Source organism: Serratia sp. AXJ-M (assembly GCF_046531865.1).
In the GTDB taxonomy this organism is placed as follows: domain Bacteria; phylum Pseudomonadota; class Gammaproteobacteria; order Enterobacterales; family Enterobacteriaceae; genus Serratia; species Serratia liquefaciens.
Map to the genome: position 1 here is coordinate 613,656 of NZ_CP059394.1, position 22,691 is coordinate 636,346.

Here is a 22,691-nt window from a genome sequence, read left to right on the forward strand (position 1 = left end):
GTTTTTTCACTATGGTAAGGAGAAGCTTATGTTTCGTTGGGGCATTATCTTTTTAGTCATCGCACTGATTGCTGCTGCGTTAGGTTTCGGCTCTCTGGCGGGTACCGCCGCATGGGCTGCAAAAATCGTCTTCGTCGTGGGGATCATTCTGTTCCTGGTCAGCCTGTTTACCGGCCGCCGACGTCCATAGGCTGCGTCCCGCAATAGGTCGTGGCGCCGTCGCAGACCCAAAAAGCCCGTAATCAAGGCGGAGGGTGATGAGCATAGTGGGCCTACGTTCAAGCCCGACAACGCGGAGTACGGGCTTTTTGGGGCGCGACCCGAAGGGCTGGGGCCATTTGAACGCGCCCCTGTGTTACGAGCCGTTTATTTGGCCCACCAAACCTCACGACCCGTGCCTTGTTGCGCGTCCAAATGACCGCCAGCGGAGCTCACGCACTATTACGGGACACAGCCTTGTTTCTCTCAAAGTGTAACAAAGCTTAATTCCTTTTCTCACCCCAGGGAGGTCAGTCATGAATAGCGACATCATCCTCGGACGCTGGAAACAGTTGAAGGGCCGGGTGTGTCAGGCATTGGCGGAGTGGTCCGACAATGACTGCATCTGGCTGATGGGAAGCAATGACTGCCTCTCTGGCATACTGCAAGAGGATTACGGAAGAGAGCAAGACGAGGTATCCTCGGGTAAAACGTCTCACTGAGGATGCAGGGTTGGGATACAGAATACCCATCACGCTCGGCAATATAGAACCGCTGGCGTATAAACCTTACCGGCCCGGCAAAATGGCGCTGGTATGTGAAGGGGGCGGGCAGCGCGGCATTTTTACCGCCGGCGTGCTGGACGAGTTTCAGCGTGCCCGCTTTAATCCTTTTGATCTGATGATCGGCACTTCTGCCGGCGCGCAAAATCTCTCGGCCTTTATTTGTGGCCAGATGGGCTATGCGCGACGGGTGATCACCCGTTACACCACCTCCGCTGAATTCTTTAACCCGCTGCGCTTTGTGCGTGGCGGGCATTTGATCGATCTCGACTGGCTGATCGACACCACGTCGCAACAGCTGCCGCTGGCAATGGACGTGGCGGAAAAACACCTGATCGATGGCCGTGAATTCCTGATGTGCGCCTGCCGCAGCGATGACTTTGAACCCACTTACCTGCCGGCGCAGCGTGCCAGCTGGTTGCCGGCGATCAAGGCATCCAGCGCCATTCCGGGTTTTTACCGTATGGGCGTGGATTTGGACGGCGTCAGCTATCAGGACGGTGGCATCAGCGATGCGATCCCAGTCGAAGAGGCCTACCGACGCGGCGCGGACACTATCGTGGTGATCCGTACCGTGCCTTCGCAGATGTATTACACCCCGCAGTGGATGAAGCGCATGGAGCACTGGCTGAGCGAAAGCAGCCTGCAGCAGATGGTGCGCATCCTTCAACACCACGAACAAAGCTATCACCGCATTCAGCAATTCATTGAGAAGCCGCCCGGCAAGCTGCGCATCTTTGAAATTTTCCCGCCGAAGCCGCTGGCCAGCAATGCCTTGGGCAGCCGGCTGACCTCGCTCAATCAGGATTATCATCTGGGGCGTCGCTGCGGGCGCTATTTCCTGGCGACCGTCGGGCACTGGCTGGTCGAGCAGGACAAACTGGACGGTATGAAGGTGAAGAAAGCACTGTCGCGCCGTTTGATCCAGCCTGAGAATGTCGTTATGCCTTCGCCGATCATCACCGACGTGGCACACCCGCGCGAACTTTCCACGCAGCCGGAGCCCAATCTGGCCGCGAGAGAAATTATTCTGCCGGGTGACGTACCCCCGGGTGAAGGGGGGTTGCTGTGACCCCAGATTTCACCGATACCCACTGCCACTTCGATTTCCCACCGTTCAGCGGACAGGAGCTTGAAAGCCTGGCGTTGGCCGAACGGGCGGGCGTACGGCGAATTATCGTGCCGACGGTGACCGCCGACCGCTTTGCGCGGGTGGTAAAACTGGCGCGCGACTATCCGCCGTTGTTCGCAGCCCTCGGGCTGCACCCGCTGTATATTGCCCAGCATCAGGAAGCGGAGCTTGAACAGTTGGCGGGTTTTCTGGCCAGCCGACCTCAGAAGCTGGTGGCGGTGGGGGAGATTGGTCTGGATCTGTATATGGAGAACCCGCAGTTCGAACGGCAACAGCGGGTATTGAAGGCCCAGTTGAAACTGGCTAAAGAACACGATCTGCCGGTGATCCTGCATTCCCGCCGCAGCCACGATCAGCTGGCGGCAATGCTGCGTCGTAGCGAAGTGCCACGCCGTGGCGTCGTACATGGTTTTGCCGGTAGCCTGTCGCAGGCGCAGGCGTTTATACGCCTGGGCTATTACATTGGCGTGGGGGGCACCATCAGCTATGAGCGGGCGCAGAAAACCCGTAGCGTGATGGCTCAATTGCCGTTGACCTCCTTGCTGTTGGAAACCGATGCGCCGGACATGCCGCTGGCCGGTTACCAGGGGCAGCCCAACCGCCCTGAACGTGCCGCCGAAGTTTTCCAGGAACTGTGCCGCTTGCGCCCCGAGTCAGCCGAGGATATTGCCGCCCAGTTGCAACACAACACTCACGCCCTGTTTACCCTTTAGGTGTCTAACCCGCCATAACTGTGATGATGCTCACGTTATAAGATTTTCATTTGCTTCCTGTTGTATGCATTTGTGACATAAATCGGTACGAGGGGTACCTCGCTCCGTATAATCGCTCCCCGAAATTACTCTAAAGCAACCCCGTGTTCCTCTCTGACAGGGATGCATTTCTTTTTCGCAACAGGGATACTTTGCATGCAACTCATCATGAGCCTGGTCGGCATGGCGGTGCTGATCGCCATTGCGGTGCTGCTCTCCAGCAACCGCCGCGCGATTAACCTGCGCACCGTTATTTGGGCATTTGTTCTTCAGGTCGCCATCGGCGCGCTGGTGCTGTACGTTCCAGTTGGTCGCGCGATTCTCGGCGGCATGTCGGCGGGCGTGGCTAACGTGATCGCCTACGGCAACCAGGGGATCTCCTTCATCTTCGGTGGCCTGGTTTCCGACAAGATGTTTGAAGTCTTCGGCGGCGGCGGTTTTGTGTTCGCGCTGCGCGTACTGCCGGTGATCGTGTTCTTCTCCTCGCTGATTGCGGTACTGTATTACCTCGGTATCATGCAATTGGTGATCCGCGTGTTGGGCGGTGGCTTGCAAAAGCTGCTGGGTACCTCACGGACCGAATCACTGTCGGCGACCGCTAATATTTTCGTCGGCCAAACCGAGGCCCCGCTGGTGGTGCGCCCGTATATCGCTACCATGACCCAGTCTGAGCTGTTTACCGTGATGTGCGGTGGCCTGGCCTCGGTAGCCGGTTCCGTATTGGCAGGTTATGCCCAGATGGGGGTGCCGCTGGAATATCTGATCGCCGCTTCATTTATGGCTGCTCCGGGTGGCTTGCTGTTCGCCAAGCTGATGGTGCCGGAAACCGAAAAAACCCACGATAAAGACGACGCGATGAAGTTGATCGCAGAAGATGAACGCCCGGCCAACGTGATCGATGCGGCAGCTTCAGGTGCGGCTTCCGGCATGCAGCTGGCGCTGAACGTCGGCGCGATGCTGTTGGCGTTTATCGCGTTGATCGCTTTGCTGAACGGCATTCTTGGCGGTATCGGCGGCTGGTTCGATTATCCGCAGCTGTCGCTGGAACTGATACTTGGCTGGGTATTCTCACCGATCGCCTTCCTGATCGGCGTACCTTGGCATGAAGCGATGGCGGCCGGATCGTTTATTGGCCAGAAGATTATCGTTAACGAATTCGTCGCCTACATGAACTTCGGTGCTTACCTGCGTCCGGACGACGTGGTGGCGGCAGAAGGGCTGCAGGTGCTGTCGGCGCACACCAAGGCGATCATCTCCTTTGCGCTGTGCGGCTTTGCCAACCTGTCGTCGGTGGCGATCCTGCTCGGTGGTCTGGGCAGCATGGCGCCGAACCGTCGTCATGACATCGCGCGCTTCGGCCTGAAAGCCGTGGCTGCGGGTACGCTCTCCAACCTGATGAGTGCGACCATCGCCGGGTTCTTCCTGGCGCTGTAACCCCGGTTCTGTCCTGTGATAGCGCCGCGAGCCCTATTGCAGGACACCGCCTATACTCTAAGACGGGCGCAGCGTGCCGTGCCCGCGTCCGTTTCTTTAGCGAATTTGTGAACGATATCGCGTTATTTTGTGATGTTCTTCACATATAATTCCGGCCTGTTACAGTGTTATTTCATATAGTGTGACCCTGAGCGCGAATTGCCCCCGGCGATCGTGTTCAAATAGCTATTACTGACCCTGCGCGATGCGAAGGGTTATGTGCGGTGAGAAGGATCTCAGTTGCCGCGGTGGGAACCCGTTCCCCAGCGCTATCTTCAAGGAACCAAGTCCGCTCGCCAACACCCAGGTACTCAGTTGGAGAGTTTTATGACCGAATTAACCGCAGCAGCGCAACGTGCGCTGACCTTAATGGATTTGACCACGCTGAACGACGATGACACCGATGAAAAAGTGATCGCGCTGTGTCGTCAGGCCAATAGCCCGGCCGGCCATACGGCGGCCATCTGTATTTACCCGCGTTTTATCCCGGTGGCGCGCAAGGCTCTGCGTGAGCAGGGGACGCCGGACATCCGCATTGCGACCGTCACCAATTTCCCGCATGGCAACGACGATATTGAAATCGCGCTGGCGGAAACGCGCGCGGCTATCGCCTATGGCGCCGATGAGGTGGACGTGGTGTTCCCTTACCGCGCGCTGATCGCCGGTAATGAGCAGGTGGGTTATGAACTGGTCAAACAGTGCAAGCAGGCTTGCCAGGCCGCCAACGTGCTGTTGAAAGTGATCATTGAAACCGGTGAGCTCAAGCAGGCCAGCCTGATCCGTAAAGCATCGGAAATCGCCATCAACGCCGGCGCTGACTTTATCAAAACCTCTACCGGTAAAGTGCCGGTCAACGCGACGCTCGAAAGCGCCGAGCTGATGATGTCGGTGATCCGCGATCTTGGCGTTGCCAAAACGGTGGGCTTCAAGCCGGCCGGTGGCGTACGCACAGCGGAAGACGCGCTGCATTATCTGCAACTTGCCGATCGTATTCTGGGCGAAGGTTGGGCCGATGCGCGTCATTTCCGCTTCGGGGCTTCCAGTCTGTTAGCCAGCCTGCTGACGACGCTGGGCCACAGTGCCGGGCAGTCCGGCAGCGGTTACTGAACGATTACGTCGGCAAGGCGAGATAATCGCCGGCCTGCACTCTACTCTAGCTAAAACAGGGGGACGCTTTGTTCCTGGCCCAAGAAATTATCCGTAAGAAACGTGACGGTCAGCCGTTGAGCGAAGCAGAAATTCGCTTTTTCATCAATGGTATCCGTGACAACGTCGTTTCAGAAGGTCAAATTGCCGCGCTGGCGATGACCATTTATTTCCACGATATGACCATGCCGGAGCGCGTGGCGCTGACCATGGCAATGCGTGATTCCGGTACCGTGCTGGACTGGAAAAGCCTGTCACTGAACGGGCCACTGGTCGACAAGCACTCCACCGGCGGCGTGGGCGATGTCACTTCGCTGATGCTGGGCCCGATGGTGGCGGCTTGCGGCGGCTATGTGCCGATGATCTCAGGCCGTGGTTTGGGCCATACCGGCGGTACGCTGGACAAGCTGGAAGCGATCCCGGGCTTTAATATCTTCCCGGACGACAATGCCTTCCGCAAAATTATTCAGGACGTGGGCGTGGCGATTATCGGCCAAACCAGCTCGCTGGCACCGGCGGACAAACGCTTCTACGCGACCCGTGATATCACTGCTACCGTAGATTCCATTCCGCTGATCACCGCCTCTATTCTGGCGAAGAAGCTGGCGGAAGGCCTGGATGCGTTGGTGATGGACGTCAAAGTCGGTTCCGGTGCCTTTATGCCAACCTACGCACTGTCGGCCGATTTGGCGCAGGCGATTGTTGGCGTAGCCAACGGCGCCGGCTGCAAAACCACCGCGCTGCTGACCGACATGAACCAGGTGCTGGCCTCCAGCGCCGGTAACGCCGTGGAAGTTCGCGAAGCCGTGCGCTTCCTGACCGGCGAATACCGCAACCCGCGCCTGCTGGAAGTGACGATGGCGCTGTGCGTGGAAATGCTGCTTTCCGGTGGCCTGGCGAAAGATGATGCCGATGCGCGTGCCAAACTGCAGGCAGTGCTGGACAATGGTAAAGCGGCAGAAGTGTTTGGCCGTATGGTCGCCGCACAGCAGGGCCCGACCGATTTCGTCGAGCGCTACGACAGCTATCTGCCTGCCGCAACCCTCAGCAAGCCGGTTTACGCTGAGAAAAAAGGTATCATCAGTGCAATGGATACCCGTGCATTGGGCATGGCGGTGGTGTCCCTGGGCGGCGGTCGTCGCCGTGCAACCGACAGCATCGACTACAGCGTGGGCCTGACTGATATGGCGCGCCTGGGCGACAAAGTGGATACCCAGCAGCCGCTGGCGGTGATCCATGCCAACGACGAAGAGACTTGGCAGCAGGCGGCCGAAGCGGTACGCAGTGCGATGGTGCTGAGCGACAAAGCGCCGGAAGTGACGCCAGTAGTCTATAAGCGCATCACGGAATAATTAACGAATCAGGAGCGGCAGCGGCCTATTCGCTGTCGCCCACAGCGTGAGAACACGCAGGAGAGCATGATGAAACGTACATTTATTATGGTATTAGACTCATTCGGTATTGGCGCGAGCGAAGATGCCGAGCGTTTTGGCGACAAGGGTTCCGACACTCTGGGTCACATCGCCGAGGTCTGCGCGCGCGGTGAAGCCAACGTTGGTCGTCAGGGCCCGTTGACGCTGCCTAACCTGAGCCGTCTGGGCCTGGGCAAGGCCGCGGAAGAATCCACCGGCACCTTCCCGCAAGGGTTGGATCGCAATGCGGACATCATCGGCGCCTATGCTTACGCCAGCGAACTCTCTTCCGGTAAAGATACGCCGTCAGGCCACTGGGAAATCGCCGGCGTGCCGGTACTGTTCGATTGGGGCTATTTCAGCGACGAACACAACAGCTTCCCGCAGGAGCTGCTGGACAAGCTGGTCGAGCGCGCTAACCTGCCGGGCTACCTCGGTAACTGCCACTCATCCGGCACCGTGATCCTCGACCAACTGGGCGAAGAGCACATGAAAACCGGCAAGCCGATTTTCTACACCTCTGCCGACTCGGTATTCCAGATCGCCTGCCACGAAGAGACCTTCGGCCTGGATCGTCTGTATGAACTCTGTGAAATCGCCCGTGAAGAGCTGACCGAAGGCGGTTACAACATTGGCCGCGTGATCGCTCGTCCATTCCTGGGCGACAAGCCGGGCAATTTCCAGCGTACCGGTAACCGTCACGATCTGGCCGTAGAGCCACCGGCGCCAACCGTGCTGAAAAAGCTGGTGGACGAGAAGGGCGGCGAAGTGGTGTCGATCGGTAAAATTGCCGATATCTACGCCAACGTGGGCATCACCAAAAAGGTCAAGGCTACCGGCATCGACGCGCTGTTCGACGCAACCGTGACCGAAATGGAAAAAGCCGGTGACAACACTATCGTGTTCACCAACTTCGTTGATTTTGACTCCTCTTACGGCCACCGCCGCGACGTTGCGGGCTATGCCGCTGCGCTGGAGCTGTTCGACCGCCGTCTGCCGGAGCTGCTGAAACTGGTGAAAGATGAAGATATCATTATCTTCACCGCTGACCACGGCTGCGACCCGACCTGGCCGGGCACCGACCACACCCGTGAGCACATTCCGGTCCTGATTTACGGTCCGAAAGTGAAACCGGGTTCGTTGGGCCACCGTGAAACCTTCGCCGACATCGGCCAGACCGTAGCCAGCTACTTTGGCGTGTCACCGATGGATTACGGTAAATCCATGCTCTAAGCCCCGTATTTCAAGCCGCAGCGTTGTTGCTACGCGCCTAGCTGCAACTCGAAATTCAAGGCTTAGATGTTTGATGTTTTTATTAAATATGATTTCTGAAGGAAGATAATTATGGCTACGCCGCACATTAATGCTGAAATGGGTGATTTCGCTGACGTAGTACTGATGCCGGGCGATCCGCTGCGTGCAAAATACATTGCGGAAACTTTCCTGGAAGGCGCGGTGGAAGTGAACAACGTGCGTGGCATGCTGGGTTTCACCGGTACCTACAAGGGCCGCAGAATCTCCGTAATGGGCCACGGTATGGGTATCCCATCCTGCTCCATCTATGCGCGTGAACTGATTGCCGAATTCGGCGTGAAGAAAATCATCCGTGTGGGTTCTTGCGGCGCGGTGCGTGACGATATCAAACTGCGTGACGTGGTGATTGGTATGGGTGCTTGCACCGATTCCAAAGTAAACCGTCTGCGTTTCAAGGATCACGACTACGCGGCAATCGCCGACTTCGATATGGTGCGTAATGCCGTAGACGCGGCAGCAGCGCAGGGTATCCCGGCGCGTGTGGGCAACATCTTCTCCGCTGATCTGTTCTATACGCCAGATCCGGATATGTTCCAGGTGATGAAGAAGTACGGCATCCTGGGCGTGGAAATGGAAGCGGCCGGTATCTACGGCGTGGCGGCTGAGCTGTTCGAAGAATTCGGTTCCAAGGCACTGACCATTTGTACCGTCTCCGACCACATTCTGCGTCATGAAGCGACCACCGCTGCAGAGCGTCAAACCACCTTTAATGAAATGATCATTATCGCGCTGGAATCTGTGCTGCTGGGCGACAAAGCCTAATCATACTGCGGGCGCAGCGTTCTGCTGCGCCCCAGCTAATCTATTCATCGTGCTCCCCTCATTTTCTTGAAATGCTTTACCTTATAGGTAATTAGCGCTATTACTCTATTCATCAATCTATTCACTCCTCTATTCATCTATGACCAGCCTCGAGCAAGTTCTGCGTAAGGGGCCCGCCGCGTCGAAAGCACTCACCGATGCGCTGAGTATCAGCCAACCGACGCTGTCGCGCCGTATCCATGCGTTGGCGGAAGCTGTGCTGACTATGGGTAAAGGCCGAGCCACTCGCTATGCCTTGCGCAGGGCCGTGGGGGGAGACGTATTTTCCACTCTATCAGGTGGATGAGCAGGGCACAGCATGAGTTGATCAGCGAGGCATTCCGTAGTCTTGCCGACCAGATGTTGATGCAGGTTCAAGGGTTGAATGAACACATCCAGCGCATGGCTTAAAGCAAGCCTAGGGCATCTTCTCTTCTTTCTTATCTTCCGGCTTTTCGTCATCGTCATCTTCCACCGTATTGCCTTCCTCCAACGGCGTGTTGGCGGTTAACAGGTACGGGGACTGCTGCCAACGGCTGCGGCGGTGCTGCAACAGCGTACGGGCCAGGATGATGCCGATGGCCAGCGCCAGCAAAATCATCAGGCGCAGCAGGTTGGTGGTGTTATCCACCTGTTTGGATTCGGTCGCCAGCACGTGGGTGTCCAGCGTGATGCGGATAAAGCCGATCGGCCCGTCTTTGTTCTCAATGGGTTCAACCAGCTGATGATTGAAGTAGCTGCCGGCGCGTTTACCGTCAAGCGACAGGCGATCGCGTATACTTATCTGCTCACCGGCGTGGGAAACCAGGGAGCCGTCCAACTGATAGACGCTGGCGTCCAAAATGCGGCTGTGGTCGGTGAGCTGTTTGAGGATGGCGTCGATGCGTTGGTTGTCGACGTCGCTGTCGTCATCCATCAGGGGGGCCAGGCTGGATGCCACCTGTTTGGTCAGCGTTTGCGCCAGTTCTTCCACCTGTTCGGATCGCGCCAATTGGTGACTCAGGCTAAAATAGGAAGCGCCCTGCATCAACAGCACCAGCAAAGCCAGGCAAATCAGGATAATAGCGGTGCGGTGCAGGCGGAATTTCAGTTTAGCACGGGCCATGCAGGTTCCTTGGGCATCTTGGACACTTTATGTTGCCAGAAGCAATGGCGATAGGATAGCTTGATGCGTCGTTTTATCATGCAGTGTTTTTTCAGGAGTTAAGGATGTCGAATAGTCTGACCTATTGCGATCTCCCGGCTGAGATCTCTCAATGGCCGGGTCTTCCCCTTTCGCTGAGCGGTGACGAAGTGATGCCGCTGGATTATCGGGCGGGTCATACCGGTTGGCTATTATATGGCAGAGAACTGAACAAAACGCGCATTACCGATTTCCAGCGCAAGCTGGGCGCGGCGATGGTGATCGTCACCGCCTGGTGCGTAGAGGATTATCAGGTGGTGCGTCTGGCGGGCACGCTGACGGCACGCGCCAAAACGCTGGCGGCGGAGAGCGGGCTGGACGTGGCGCCGCTGGGCAAGATCCCCCACCTGCGCACCCCCGGGTTGCTGGTGATGGATATGGACTCCACCGCGATTGAAATTGAATGCATCGACGAGATTGCCAAACTGGCGGGCGTCGGTGAGCAGGTGTCGGAAGTGACCGAACGCGCGATGCGAGGCGAGCTGGACTTTACCGCCAGCCTGCGTCAGCGCGTCGGTACGCTGAAAGGCGCCGATGCCAATATCCTCAAGCAGGTGCGTGACGAGCTGCCGCTGATGTCCGGGCTGACCAACCTGGTGCGCAAGCTGCAGGCGATGGACTGGCACGTGGCGATTGCCTCCGGCGGCTTCACCTACTATGCCGAGTATCTGCGTGACAGACTGAAGCTGGTGGCGGTGGTGGCTAACGAGCTGGAGATCCGCGACGGCAAGCTGACCGGCGAGGTGCTGGGACCGGTGGTGGACGCGCAGTTCAAAGCCGATACGCTGGTAGCGCTGGCGGAAAAACTGGGTATTCCACCGCAGCAAACTGTCGCCATCGGCGACGGCGCCAACGATTTGAAAATGATGCAGGTTGCCGGGTTGGGCATTGCCTATCACGCCAAACCGAAAGTGTATGAGAAGGCGCAGGTGTCGATTCGCCATGCCGATCTTATGGGCGTGCTGTGCGTGTTGACCGGCAGCCTGAAACACGAAGTACGCTAAAGTAGGCCCCTGACCCGGCGATGACGCCCGTCAGCGGCAATGTGGTAATAAAGCAGAGGTAATACGTGGCAAAAGCAGCAAAACGGGCGTTTGTATGTAATGAGTGCGGCGCAGATTATCCGCGCTGGCAGGGGCAGTGCAGCGCTTGCCACGCCTGGAACAGCATTACAGAAGTGCGTCTGGCTGCCGTGTCTTCCTCTTCTCGCAACGAGCGTCTGAGCGGCTACGCTGGCGATGCCGGTATCAGCAAGGTACAAAAGCTGTCGGACATCAGCCTGGAAGAGCTGCCGCGTTTTTCCACCGGTTTCCTGGAGTTTGACCGCGTGCTGGGCGGCGGGGTGGTTCCGGGCAGTGCGATCCTGATCGGCGGTAACCCCGGCGCAGGTAAAAGTACCTTGCTGCTGCAGGTGCTGTGCAAACTGTCCGAGCAGATGAAAACCCTGTACGTCACCGGTGAGGAATCACTGCAGCAGGTCGCGATGCGCGCCCATCGTCTCGGCTTGCCAACCGGCGGCCTGAATATGCTGTCGGAAACCAGCATCGAACAGATCTGCCTGATCGCCGAGCAGGAACAGCCGAAGCTGATGGTGATCGACTCCATTCAGGTGATGCACATGGCGGATATTCAATCTTCGCCGGGTAGCGTTGCGCAGGTACGTGAAACGGCGGCTTATCTGACGCGTTTCGCCAAGACGCGCGGCGTGGCGATTGTCATGGTCGGTCACGTCACCAAAGACGGTTCGCTGGCCGGGCCGAAAGTATTGGAACACTGCATCGACTGTTCGGTGCTGCTGGACGGCGACGCCGATTCACGTTTTCGTACCCTGCGCAGCCATAAAAACCGCTTTGGTGCGGTGAATGAGCTGGGCGTGTTCGCCATGACAGAGCAGGGCCTGCGTGAGGTCAGCAACCCGTCTGCCATCTTCCTCAGCCGTGGCGATGAGGTCACCTCCGGCAGTTCGGTGATGGTGGTTTGGGAAGGCACGCGGCCGTTGTTGGTGGAAATTCAGGCGCTGGTGGATCATTCCATGATGTCTAACCCGCGGCGAGTGGCGGTCGGCCTGGAGCAAAACCGATTGGCGATCCTGTTGGCGGTGCTGCATCGCCATGGCGGATTGCAGATGTCCGATCAGGACGTGTTCGTTAACGTGGTCGGTGGGGTGAAGGTCAGTGAAACCAGCGCCGATTTGGCGTTGCTGATGTCGCTGGTGTCCAGCCTGCGTGACCGCCCATTGCCGAATGATTTGGTGGTGTTTGGCGAAGTGGGGCTGGCGGGGGAGATCCGTCCGGTACCGAGCGGTCAGGAACGGATTTCCGAAGCGGCGAAACACGGCTTCAAGCGTGCCATCGTGCCGCACGCTAACGTACCGAAAAAACCGCCGGCCAATATGCAGGTGTTTGGCGTGAAGAAACTGGCGGATGCGCTGGACGTGTTGGAACAGTTTTATTAATTGCCACGCGGTACGCAGATTATGCTATTTTGTTTAGCATACTAAACGGAGGGGCTATGCGGCAATTCGATTACCTGAAGGCGTCGATTAAGCAAAAGAACTGCACTCTGCAGCAGGTGGCGGATGCCAGTGGCATGACCAAAGGCTATCTTAGCCAGCTGTTAAACGACAAAATCAAAAGCCCTAGCGCCCAGAAGCTGGAGGCGCTGCACCGTTACCTCGGGCTTGAGTTTCCACGCCGTGAGAAAAAGGTCGGCGTGGTGTTTGGTAAATTTTACCCTCTGCACACCGGTCATATTTACCTGATCCAGCGAGCCTGTAGCCAGGTGGATGAGTTGCACGTGATCCTGTGTCACGATGAACCGCGCGATCGGGAGCTGTTCGACAACAGCTCGATGTCGCAACAGCCGACGGTCAGCGATCGTCTGCGCTGGCTGCTGCAAACCTTCAAGTATCAGAAAAACATTCATATTCACTCGTTTGACGAACAGGGCATCGAGCCCTATCCGCACGGCTGGAACGTGTGGAGCGACGGGGTGAAAGCTTTTCTGGAGCAAAAGGCCATAGTGCCGAGCTTTATCTATTCCAGTGAAGCACAGGATGCCCCGCGCTATCGCGAACATCTGGGCATTGAAACCATTCTGATCGATCCCGAACGTTCATTTATGAACATCAGTGGCCGTCAAATCCGCCAGGATCCGTTCCGCTATTGGGACTATATCCCGACCGAAGTGAAGCCGTTTTTTGTACGCACCGTAGCTATCCTCGGCGGCGAGTCGAGCGGGAAATCGACCCTGGTCAATAAGCTGGCGAACATCTTCAATACCACCAGCGCCTGGGAATATGGCCGCGACTACGTGTTCTCGCACCTTGGCGGGGATGAGATGGCGCTACAGTATTCCGACTATGACAAAATCGCCCTGGGCCAGGCGCAGTACGTCGATTTTGCGGTGAAATACGCCAATAAAGTGGCGTTTATCGATACCGACTTCGTGACCACTCAGGCGTTCTGCAAAAAGTACGAAGGACGCGAGCACCCCTTTGTACAGGCGTTGATCGACGAGTACCGCTTTGATCTGGTGATCCTGTTGGAGAACAACACCCCATGGGTGGCGGATGGGTTGCGCAGCCTGGGCAATCCCAACGATCGCAAGGCATTTCAGTATTTGCTGGAAGAGATGCTGCGGGCCAACAACATTGAATACGTACACGTAGAGTCCAGCGATTACGACGAGCGTTTCCTGCGCTGTGTAGAACTGGTCAAACAGCTGTTGGCGGCCGATGCCAGCCGCCTGGTTGGCGTTGCAGTCTAAGCCTGCGGGGCGCAGGCTGCGCCCCGTCGGTCATCAGTAAACAATCACCAGTTTTCCCTGCATATGTCCGTCGAGCAGTTTTTGATGCGCGGCGGTCAGCGTCGGCACCGTTAGCCCGTGCATCGTTTCGCTCAGGGTGGTGCTCAGCCTCCCTTCATCCAGCAGTTGCGCCACTTGCTTGAGGATCTCGCCCTGCTGAGCGATATCCGGCGTGTTGAACATACTGCGGGTAAACATCAATTCCCAGTGCAGCGCGGCGCTTTTCAGCTTCAGTGCGCTCTGGTCCAACGGCTGGGCGTTTTCCACGATGGTGCAGATATGGCCCATCGGCGCGATCAGATCGGAGATGGCTTGCCAGTGGCCGTCGGTATCGTTCAGGCACAGAATATAATCCACGTTCTCAATGCCCTGTTGCGCCAGGTTAGCTTTCAGATCGCGATAGTCCACCACCAGATCGGCACCCCGTTCCAGACACCAGGCCGCCGACTCGGGACGAGAGGCGGTCGCAATCACCTTCACCTGACTGCGCTGTGCCGCAAACGGGATCGCCAGCGAACCAACACCACCGGCGCCGCCGATGATCAACAGAGTTTTCCCCGGTGCCGCATCCTGAATTTTCAGATGTTCGAACAGTGCTTCCCAGGCAGTCAGTGCAGTCAGCGGCATGGCGGCAGACTCGGCCCAGTTCAGGCTGCGAGGCTTGTGAGCAGTAATACGTGAATCGATCAATTGTTGGGTGCTGTTGCTGCCCGGGCGAGTGATATCACCGGCGTACCAAACCTCATCGCCGGGTTTGAAGCCGCTGACGCTGCTGCCCACTTCAACCACGACGCCGCTGGCGTCCCAACCGAGAATGCGTGGCTGCTGCAGGCCGCTTTTTTGCAGGCCGGCATGGACCTTGGTATCCACCGGGTTGACCGACGCCGCTTTCACTTCCACCAACAGATCGTACTGACCCGGCGTGGGTTTTTCCGGGCTGATCTCTATGAAGGCGGCGGGGTTTTTCGGGTCTACGGCAATGGCTTTAATCGGCATGACTGTGCTCCTTTCGAATGAATAACCTCAGTGTAGACCTCTTGAGAGGGAGTGATAAGATGGACAATAACTAACTAAGTGTTCGTATGAGGTGAACAATGAGGTTTAAGCAGCTGCAGGATATGGCGCTGTTTGCGCTGGTGGCCGAGTGCGGCAGTTTTACCGCCGCCGCCAAACGCGCCGCTTTGCCGAAGTCCAGCGTCAGCCAGCGCATCAGCCAGTTGGAACAGACGCTGGGCCTGCGCTTGCTGAACCGTACCACCCGCCAGCTCAACCTGACCTTTGCCGGCGAACGCTATCTGGAACACTGCCAGGAGATGCTGAATGCTGCCGAACGCGCCGATTTTGCGCTGCAACGGCTGCGTGACAACCCGAGTGGTCGGTTGCGCATCTCAACCCCTGCCGGGCTGGGGGCGACGTTGCTGGCGCGGCTGGCGGCGGATTTTCAGCGCCAATACCCGGACGTGTCACTGGAGGTGTCGGTATCCGATGCGATGGTGGATATGGTGCAGGACGGATTTGACGCCGCATTACGCACCGGCAAACCGCAGGACTCCTCGCTGATTGGCCGGCGTTTGGGGCATGCGCCGCGCTATTTGCTGGCATCGTCGGCATATCTGGCGCAGTACCCGCCGATCTTGCATCCGCAACAGTTGCAGCAGCACCGCTGCATCGCGCATCGTTCCTGGCCCGCATGGAATCTGCGCCGGGGCGATGAGTATTTTCGCTGGCAACTGCAGACGCTGCATATCACCGATAATCTGCTGTACGCGCGCGAATGTGCGATTTACGGCGCGGGTATTACTTTGTTGCCGGCATTTCTCAGCCGCGAGGTAGTGGCGCAAAAACAGCTGGTGGAGGTGTTGCCGGAATGGCAGGCGGAAGGCAATGAACTCTATCTGGTTTATCCCAGTCGCAAGCTCAATTCCCCCGCGCTCGCCTGTTTTATTGACGTGGTGTTGCAACACCCGGTATTTGACGATTATGCCCGCGAACTGGCGCGGGAATAAAAAAAGGCGCCGCATGCGGCGCCTTTCGGATTACTTGGCGATTCTCTTGTACTTGATACGGTGCGGCTCAAGCGCTTCGGCGCCCAGCGTACGTTTCTTGTACTCTTCGTATTCGGTGAAGTTACCTTCGAAGAACTCGACGTTACCTTCATCCTGGTAATCCAGAATATGGGTAGCAATACGGTCGAGGAACCAACGGTCGTGCGAGATAACCATCGCGCAGCCCGGGAACTCCAACAGGGCGTTTTCCAGCGCGCGCAGGGTTTCGATATCCAGGTCGTTGGTCGGTTCGTCGAGCAGCAGTACGTTGCCGCCAACCTGCAGCAGCTTGGCCAGGTGTAGACGACCGCGCTCACCGCCGGACAGTTCGCCCACGCGCTTGCCCTGATCGACGCCTTTGAAGTTAAAGCGACCGACGTAAGCTCGGCTTGGCATTTCGGTGTTGCCGATACGCATGATGTCCTGGCCGCCGGAGACTTCTTCCCAAACGGTTTTTGAATTGTCCATGCTGTCACGGAACTGATCGACCGACGCCAGCTTGACGGTGTCACCCAGCACGATGCTGCCGGAATCAGGCTGTTCCTGACCGGACATCATGCGGAACAGCGTGGATTTACCGGCGCCGTTCGGGCCGATAATGCCGACAATCGCGCCCTTCGGCACGGCGAAGGAGAGATCGTCAATCAGCACGCGGTCGCCGTAGGACTTGCGCAGGTTGCTGACTTCAACCACTTTATCGCCCAGGCGTGCGCCAGGTGGAATAAAGAGTTCGTTGGTTTCGTTACGCTTTTGGTATTCGGTGCTGTTCAGCTCTTCAAAGCGGGCCAAACGTGCCTTGCCTTTGGACTGACGGCCTTTAGCGCCCTGACGCACCCACTCCAGCTCTTTCTCGATGGATTTGCGGCGTGCGGCTTCGGAAGAGGCTTCCTGCGCCAGACGTGCGTCTTTCTGCTCCAGCCAGGAAGAGTAGTTGCCTTCCCACGGGATGCCTTCGCCACGGTCCAGCTCGAGGATCCAGCCGGCCACGTTGTCGAGGAAGTAACGGTCGTGGGTGATCGCCACAACGGTCCCTTCGAAGTCGTGCAGGAAGCGTTCCAGCCAGGCCACGGATTCTGCATCCAGGTGGTTGGTCGGTTCGTCCAGCAGCAGCATGTCCGGTTTTTCCAGTAGCAGGCGGCACAGCGCGACACGGCGACGTTCACCACCGGACAGGTTGGCGATTTTTGCGTCCCATTCCGGCAGGCGCAACGCATCGGCGGCGCGCTCAAGCTGGGTATTCAGGTTGTGGCCATCATGGGCCTGAATGATTTCTTCCAGACGGCCCTGTTCAGCGGCCAGCTTGTCGAAGTCCGCGCCTTCTTCAGCGTACAGCGCGTACACTTCATCAAGACGTTTCAGGGCACCGACCACTTCCGCCAGCGCTTCTTCGACCGACTCGCGGACGGTGTGCTCCAGATTCAGCTGCGGCTCCTGAGGCAGGTAGCCGATTTTGATCCCTTGCTGCGGGCGAGCTTCACCTTCGATATCGGTGTCGATGCCGGCCATGATGCGCAACAGAGTGGATTTACCCGAGCCGTTCAGACCCAGCACGCCGATTTTGGCGCCAGGGAAGAAGCTCAGTGAGATGTTTTTCAGAATATGACGCTTCGGCGGAACCACTTTGCCGACGCGGTGCATGGTATAGACGTATTGAGCCACGGTGCTCTAGCCTCTCTATATCAGTTTTTATAGGATGTCTGGCTGCGGAGTGTAGCCCGTTTCGAAAGCGGATCCCAGACATCACTCAGCGATCGCTAAGTATAACCGGTTATGCGCCCGTGAAGGCGCATATTGGTCGCTTAAGGAGTGACGACGATCGCGACGCGGCGGTTTTCCGCCCGGCCGCTGGAGGTGCGGTTATCGGCGACCGGGTCGCGTTTTCCCATGCCGCGAGTTTCGATGTTAGCGCGTGGGATGCCTACGCTGGCCAGCAGGTCGGCCACCGCATTGGCGCGGCGCAGCGAGAGCTGGTCGTTATAGCTGTCTTCACCGTAATTATCCGTGTGACCGTCCAGACGGAATTTGGTGATGCCGACGCTCATCAGTGCACGGCCCATTTTCTGTACCGTGTCGGTGCTTTCCGGGTTCAGCTTGCCCACGTTGTTGCCGAACAGCACCTTGTCGGACAGGCCAAATTCCCAGCCGTTATCCGTCAGTTTGAACCCTTGCGACTGCAACAGGGCAATCTGCTCGGGCGTCAGGCCCTGCGGCTTGCTCTGACAGCCGGCGAGCGCCAGCAGGGCGATAAACATCATCGTCAGCAGTGAAAAACGGTTTTTTAGTGTTTGCTGTATCATAATCAAATCCCTAGTTTTATTTTATAGCCGGGGCTTTATTTTTGTATTGCCAGCCGCCAGCCTCCGTTATAACGATGCTTGGCCTGGTACATCGCATCGTCAGCTTCGTGCAAGAGCCCCTGAGGCGTCACCGCATGTTCAGGGTAAAGTGCAATACCGATACTCAAAGAGGAAATGACCTCTTCGCCGTTCGGTAACATCACCGGTTGGGTCATGCAGTCGATAATGTTATCGGCAATCTGCAGTACATCTTCCGTAGTGTGGACCGGTGCCAACAGTACGGCGAACTCATCACCTCCTAAACGTGCCACCAGGTCGCTCTCGCGTAACTGCGCGCGGATACGCCCGGCAATGGTGGTCAGCACTACGTCGCCGGCGGCGTGGCCGTAGCTGTCGTTAACTTCCTTGAAGCGATCGCCGTCGATAAACAGCACCGCCAGTTTTTCGGGTGACTCGATGTCTCCCAGCGCGCGACTCAGTCGGCCTTCGAAGAAAGCGCGGTTTGGCAAGCCGGTCAGGCTGTCGTGGGTAGCCCGGTGGGTCAGCGAGTCATTCTCCTGTTTCAGGTGCGCCTGCCAGGCCTCCAGTTCGTCAAGCAGGCCATTAAAGTCGCTGCTCAACTCATGCAGTTCGGCAATCGGTGCCGAAGGCACCCGCAGCCCAAAGGCGCGATCGCGCCGTACCGCATGCGCCACGTTAGCGATATCGTCCAGCGAGCGGACGATCCCCTGCAACATGCGGCGCGACAGTACCAGCGCACACAGGGTACTGAGCACCAGACAGGCGATCATGCCTACCATACCGCGTAGCAAAAAACGCAGCAGGCTGCCGCCGTGGCCACTTAACCACACTTTGCCGACCTCTTTGCCTTCGTGAGTGATCGGCAGGATCACCGGTTGTGGCAACGCCCAGTGCGCCACGACTTGTTCCATGCCGTGCAGTGGGCCATCCTTGGGATGGTGCCAGGTCGCAAGCACTTTGCCGTTGTTGTTCAGAATCCTGGCTTCCGACACTTCCTCTTTAGAGGCGATCAGCACCAGGGCTTCGCGGGCGGCGGCACGGTCTTCGAACACCACGGCGGCTTCAACGGTATAGCTGATGGAGCGCGCGATCAGATGCAGGTTATGGTTGGCATAGGCGCGCAGTGCAAACAGCGCCACCAGGGTCAGGAAGATCCCCGCAGTACCCACGGCAATCAGCGCCAGCCCAAGGTGTACTCTTTGCAGTACCCGGCCCAGCGTAGGGCGTGACTGACCCGAACGGTTCTTGCGCAACCACTTCATAGCGGGGGCGCCTGTTTGCGTGCCAACTGCAACACGTTGGGGTGAACGCGCACGCCGCTACGTGCCAGCGCATCGAGATTGGCTTTAAAACTCGCGGTATCCCCTTCGATTTGCAGGCAGAACGCGCTGCCGGCCGAGCATTCAACATCGTTTTCGCTGATGCTGAGAATGGAGTGGCCGCTGATACGCTGTATAAAATTCTGCTTCTGACCGGCGTTAACATTGCCCAAATAAATAACATCGCAGCCGGTGCTCAGCAGCGGACTGTCAAAGGATACGCGTTCGGCCTTAATGGGCCGCGGAGCACTAAGCAGGATCGGATCGAACAGGCCTTCGGCATACTGGGTGGGTGCCGTCACACACAGTCGGATCGGATTGGGTTCGCTGGGCCAGCGGGCATAGCTGATAATGCCTACCACCACGGTGGTGACGGCATGGATGCGATTTTGATAAGGATCACCGGTTTCGGGGCGGGCTGAACCCGGGAAGGCCAGCAGGGTGAGCAGCACCAGCGATAACAGGCGGCCGTAGTCCAGACGTGCGCAAATGAAACTCGCAAGAGAATTTTTTGCGCAGGTCGCTAGCCACACGGCATTTTTTGCCATCTTCATCTGCCATTCCTGCCCAGATCCGCAGTACCGATGCGGCAACATAACAATGAGAAGCCTGACCCGCTCGAAGGGATAATTGCCTTACTGAAAACTGTCAATCGCACTGCCTGATGAACACTATCTACCCATTATTGGCGCGGATTGTATTATAAGATATCCCGGTTGCGCGCTTTATGTGCCGTTTTCTCAGAATTATCTTACCTTTTTTTAATAGTATAAAAACGTCCGTCAGGGTTTGCCAGGCGTTTTCTGCAAAGTTAGCCCGCCCGGCCTGAGGTTTGGGGCATTTGCGCAACGGCGTTGTCGTCGGCCAGGAAATATATCCTGCATGACTAATTATTTCAGATGACTTCATCTTATTGTCGGCAGCGCTTATTAATAATAAATGAGCTGCTCGTTTCCAGTGTTAACCTCGGGTTAATGATTAATACGCTGTCTTTGGCGCCGGCTTTATTTTATTTGTCAGCGAGGGTAAACCTTTTTTACCTGAAGCCCTTCGTGACGATAAACTTCATCTACAGTAGTGAATGGATAAGCGATCGCGCTGTCTATGGTAGATGGCTGAGCCAGTCACTCAGCGCCTCCTTTTGTTCTGGCGTGCCGGATGAAGCGATATCCCACGACAGAGCGCGAAACACTCGGAGAGCCGTTTCACTGTCCGTTGGCTGCTGGCGTAGCGCGGCAACGGGGGAATCGGCTCTGGCAACACCATCAGCATTAGCGAGGAAAGAGTCAGTATGGTCAAGGTAGACAAGTGGCGGTTTTTGGCTGTGGGCCTGTGCCTGACGGCATTCTCAGGCGCCGCATTGGCGGACTCGCTGGACGCCCAGCGTCAGCGTTACCTGCAGATTAAACAGGCGTGGGACAGTAAGCAGATGGACGTCGTGGCGCAATTGATGCCGACGCTGCGTGATTACCCGCTATACCCTTATCTGGAATACCGTGAGCTGACGCAAGATCTCAGTCAGGCCGGGTTCTCCGAGGTGAACGATTTTATCAAACAGCATCCGACGCTGCCGCCGGCCAAATCATTGGCCCCGCGCTTTGTTAACGAGCTGGCACGGCGTGAAGACTGGCGGACTCTGTTGGCCTTTAGCCCACAGGCGCCTAAACCTATAGCTGCGCGTTGCAATTACTACTACGCCAAATGGGCCACCGGCGATCAACAGGCGGCCTGGAGCGGTGCTGAAGACGTTTGGATGAGCGGTAAATCGTTACCGGGCTCCTGTGACAAGCTGTTCAGCGTCTGGAAGGGCTCCGGCAAACAGACACCATCGGCGGTACTGGAGCGCATGAAGCTGGCGTTGAAAGAGGGCAACAGCGGCCTGGTCAACAGCTTGTACCGTCAGTTGCCGTCAGATTACCAAACCATGGGCGATGCGTTGGTGCGTCTGCAAAACGATCCGGCCACGGTAGAATCCTTTGCCCGTAGCGTAGGGCCAACAGATTTTACCCGTGCCGCGACCGGCATCGCTTTTGAACGCCTGGCGCGCCAGGATGTAGAAAATGCTCGCGCGATGATCCCGACGCTGGTGCGCCTGCAGAAAATGAGCGACAGCGAGCAGTTGGGGTTGGAAGAGGCGGTGGCCTGGCGCCTGATGGGCAGTGATGCCACCTTCGAACAGACCCAATGGCGCGATAAGGTGATCCTGCGCAGTCAGTCTCCGGCTCTGCTGGAACGTCGTGTGCGTATGGCATTGGGCAATGGCGATCGCCAGGGGGTGGCTACCTGGCTGGCTCGCCTGCCGGCGGAGTCACGCAATAAAGATGAATGGCGTTACTGGCGTGCAAGCCTGCTGCTGGACGAAGGCAAACGCAGTGAGGGTGAAGAGATCCTGCGTCGCCTGATGAACGAACGCGGTTTCTATCCAATGGTGGCGGCGCAGAAACTGAATAAGCCTTACCCGGTAATGGTGGCCGTGGCGGCGAAACCTCGCGCTTCGCTGGTGGACGGACCGGAGATTGCCCGGGTACGCGAACTGATGTACTGGAATATGGATAATCTGGCGCGCAGCGAGTGGACCTCGTTTGTGTCCAGCCGCAGTCGTCCGGAACAGGAAGCGCTGGCGCGTTATGCGTTCGAGCAAAAATGGGCCGATCTCAGCGTGCAGGCAACCATCGTTGGCAAACTGTGGGATCACCTTGAAGAGCGCTTCCCGGTAGCCTGGCCGCAAGAGTTCCGGGCCGCGACCGATGACAAGGGGATCACGCCGAGCTACGCCATGGCGATAGCCCGTCAGGAGAGCGCCTGGAACCCGAAAGCCCAGTCACCGGTAGGGGCCAGCGGCCTGATGCAGGTGATGCCGCGTACCGCGCAGCATACGGTGCAGATGTATAATATTCCCGGCTACTCAAGCCCAAGCCAGCTGCTTGATCCCCGGGTTAACATTACCATCGGTACCAGCTACCTGGAGTATGTGTACCAGCAGTTCGGCCGTAACCGTATTCTGTCATCGGCGGCCTACAACGCCGGTCCATCGCGGGTAAATACCTGGTTGGGCAACAGCGAAGGGCGGGTAGATGCGGTGGCGTTCGTCGAAAGCATCCCGTTCTCGGAAACCCGTTCTTATGTGAAGAACGTACTGGCCTATGACGCATTTTATCGCTACCTCATGCATCGTCCGGCCAAGGTGCTGACCGATGCCGAGTGGCAGAGGCGTTATTGATTTTTGCG

General features: G+C 57.5%; 21 protein-coding genes. 15 read left to right on the top strand and 6 right to left on the bottom strand.

Translation table 11 applies throughout. From position 1 onward, the window contains the following. Positions 1-28 precede the first annotated feature (28 nt). The 10 genes from H0S68_RS02870 to H0S68_RS02915 all read left to right on the top strand — a co-directional run bounded on the left by H0S68_RS02870 (position 29) and on the right by H0S68_RS02915 (position 9,098). Positions 29-190, top strand: coding sequence for a DUF1328 domain-containing protein (locus H0S68_RS02870; RefSeq protein WP_004857650.1), 162 nt, complete (start codon positions 29-31; stop codon positions 188-190). A gap of 325 nt (positions 191-515) precedes the next feature. Then, positions 516-701, top strand: a complete 186-nt coding sequence (locus tag H0S68_RS02875; protein ID WP_020825111.1) for a CsbD family protein — start codon at positions 516-518, stop codon at positions 699-701. A 10-nt stretch (positions 702-711) separates the two neighbouring features. Beyond that, positions 712-1,833, top strand: coding sequence for a patatin family protein (locus H0S68_RS02880; RefSeq protein ID WP_041414172.1), 1,122 nt, complete (start codon positions 712-714; stop codon positions 1,831-1,833). Then, positions 1,830-2,606: a TatD family hydrolase gene (locus H0S68_RS02885; RefSeq protein ID WP_115060173.1), complete on the top strand. Its 777-nt coding sequence runs from the start codon at positions 1,830-1,832 to the stop codon at positions 2,604-2,606. The genes H0S68_RS02880 and H0S68_RS02885 overlap by 4 nt, the downstream gene beginning before the upstream one ends. Positions 2,607-2,801: 195 nt before the next feature. Further along, a complete protein-coding gene (locus tag H0S68_RS02890) occupies positions 2,802-4,079 on the top strand; it encodes a NupC/NupG family nucleoside CNT transporter (protein WP_020825114.1) in 1,278 nt (425 codons plus the stop codon). Between the two features lie 366 nt (positions 4,080-4,445). Next, the gene (deoC, locus tag H0S68_RS02895; RefSeq protein ID WP_142815995.1) at positions 4,446-5,225 is read left to right on the top strand and encodes a deoxyribose-phosphate aldolase; all 780 of its coding nucleotides are present in this window, start codon (positions 4,446-4,448) and stop codon (positions 5,223-5,225) included. A gap of 68 nt (positions 5,226-5,293) precedes the next feature. Continuing rightward, a complete protein-coding gene (gene deoA, locus H0S68_RS02900; protein ID WP_116691316.1) occupies positions 5,294-6,616 on the top strand; it encodes a thymidine phosphorylase in 1,323 nt (440 codons plus the stop codon). Between the two features lie 69 nt (positions 6,617-6,685). Then, on the top strand, positions 6,686-7,909 hold the full coding sequence (gene deoB, locus H0S68_RS02905; RefSeq protein WP_020825117.1) for a phosphopentomutase: 1,224 nt from the start codon (positions 6,686-6,688) through the stop codon (positions 7,907-7,909). Positions 7,910-8,020: 111 nt separating this feature from the next. Further along, entirely contained in the window at positions 8,021-8,752 is a 732-nt protein-coding gene (gene deoD, locus H0S68_RS02910) for a purine-nucleoside phosphorylase (protein ID WP_020825118.1), read from the top strand. A gap of 139 nt (positions 8,753-8,891) precedes the next feature. Then, positions 8,892-9,098: a hypothetical protein gene (locus H0S68_RS02915; RefSeq protein WP_259218923.1), complete on the top strand. Its 207-nt coding sequence runs from the start codon at positions 8,892-8,894 to the stop codon at positions 9,096-9,098. 111 nt (positions 9,099-9,209) lie between these two features. On the opposite strand, the gene H0S68_RS02920 is transcribed toward H0S68_RS02915, so the two are convergent. After that, positions 9,210-9,896 (bottom strand): YtjB family periplasmic protein, encoded by a 687-nt coding sequence (locus tag H0S68_RS02920; protein WP_048762896.1) that lies wholly within the window; start codon positions 9,894-9,896, stop codon positions 9,210-9,212. Between the two features lie 104 nt (positions 9,897-10,000). Here H0S68_RS02920 and serB point away from each other — a divergent pair, with 104 nt between their 5' ends. The 3 genes from serB to nadR all read left to right on the top strand — a co-directional run bounded on the left by serB (position 10,001) and on the right by nadR (position 13,742). Beyond that, positions 10,001-10,978, top strand: a complete 978-nt coding sequence (serB, locus tag H0S68_RS02925; RefSeq protein ID WP_020825122.1) for a phosphoserine phosphatase — start codon at positions 10,001-10,003, stop codon at positions 10,976-10,978. A 65-nt stretch (positions 10,979-11,043) separates the two neighbouring features. Next, complete coding sequence (gene radA, locus H0S68_RS02930; protein ID WP_020825123.1) at positions 11,044-12,429, top strand: DNA repair protein RadA; 1,386 nt, start codon at positions 11,044-11,046, stop codon at positions 12,427-12,429. 56 nt (positions 12,430-12,485) lie between these two features. Beyond that, entirely contained in the window at positions 12,486-13,742 is a 1,257-nt protein-coding gene (nadR, locus tag H0S68_RS02935; protein ID WP_020825124.1) for a multifunctional transcriptional regulator/nicotinamide-nucleotide adenylyltransferase/ribosylnicotinamide kinase NadR, read from the top strand. 33 nt (positions 13,743-13,775) lie between these two features. Here the strand turns inward: nadR and H0S68_RS02940 are convergent, their stop codons facing one another. Then, entirely contained in the window at positions 13,776-14,777 is a 1,002-nt protein-coding gene (locus tag H0S68_RS02940; RefSeq protein ID WP_201895760.1) for a zinc-binding alcohol dehydrogenase family protein, read from the bottom strand. A 98-nt stretch (positions 14,778-14,875) separates the two neighbouring features. On the opposite strand from H0S68_RS02940, the gene H0S68_RS02945 reads away from it, so the two are divergent. Continuing rightward, positions 14,876-15,787 carry a LysR family transcriptional regulator gene (locus H0S68_RS02945; RefSeq protein ID WP_201895759.1) on the top strand — a complete coding sequence of 304 codons (912 nt, stop codon included), beginning with the start codon at positions 14,876-14,878 and terminating at the stop codon, positions 15,785-15,787. Positions 15,788-15,817: 30 nt separating this feature from the next. Here the strand turns inward: H0S68_RS02945 and ettA are convergent, their stop codons facing one another. The 4 genes from ettA to H0S68_RS02965 form a co-directional block, all read right to left on the bottom strand. After that, positions 15,818-17,485 carry an energy-dependent translational throttle protein EttA gene (ettA, locus tag H0S68_RS02950; RefSeq protein WP_041414175.1) on the bottom strand — a complete coding sequence of 556 codons (1,668 nt, stop codon included), beginning with the start codon at positions 17,483-17,485 and terminating at the stop codon, positions 15,818-15,820. A gap of 140 nt (positions 17,486-17,625) precedes the next feature. Beyond that, positions 17,626-18,123 (bottom strand): OmpA family protein, encoded by a 498-nt coding sequence (locus H0S68_RS02955; RefSeq protein ID WP_020825128.1) that lies wholly within the window; start codon positions 18,121-18,123, stop codon positions 17,626-17,628. A gap of 35 nt (positions 18,124-18,158) precedes the next feature. Further along, entirely contained in the window at positions 18,159-19,406 is a 1,248-nt protein-coding gene (locus H0S68_RS02960) for a diguanylate cyclase domain-containing protein (RefSeq protein ID WP_048762898.1), read from the bottom strand. Further along, on the bottom strand, positions 19,403-20,017 hold the full coding sequence (locus tag H0S68_RS02965) for a YfiR family protein (protein ID WP_262034032.1): 615 nt from the start codon (positions 20,015-20,017) through the stop codon (positions 19,403-19,405). Before H0S68_RS02965 ends, H0S68_RS02960 begins: the two co-directional genes overlap by 4 nt. A 737-nt stretch (positions 20,018-20,754) precedes the next feature. Between H0S68_RS02965 and sltY the strand changes: the two genes are divergently transcribed. Then, positions 20,755-22,683 carry a murein transglycosylase gene (gene sltY / locus H0S68_RS02970; protein WP_048762900.1) on the top strand — a complete coding sequence of 643 codons (1,929 nt, stop codon included), beginning with the start codon at positions 20,755-20,757 and terminating at the stop codon, positions 22,681-22,683. Positions 22,684-22,691 lie beyond the last annotated feature (8 nt).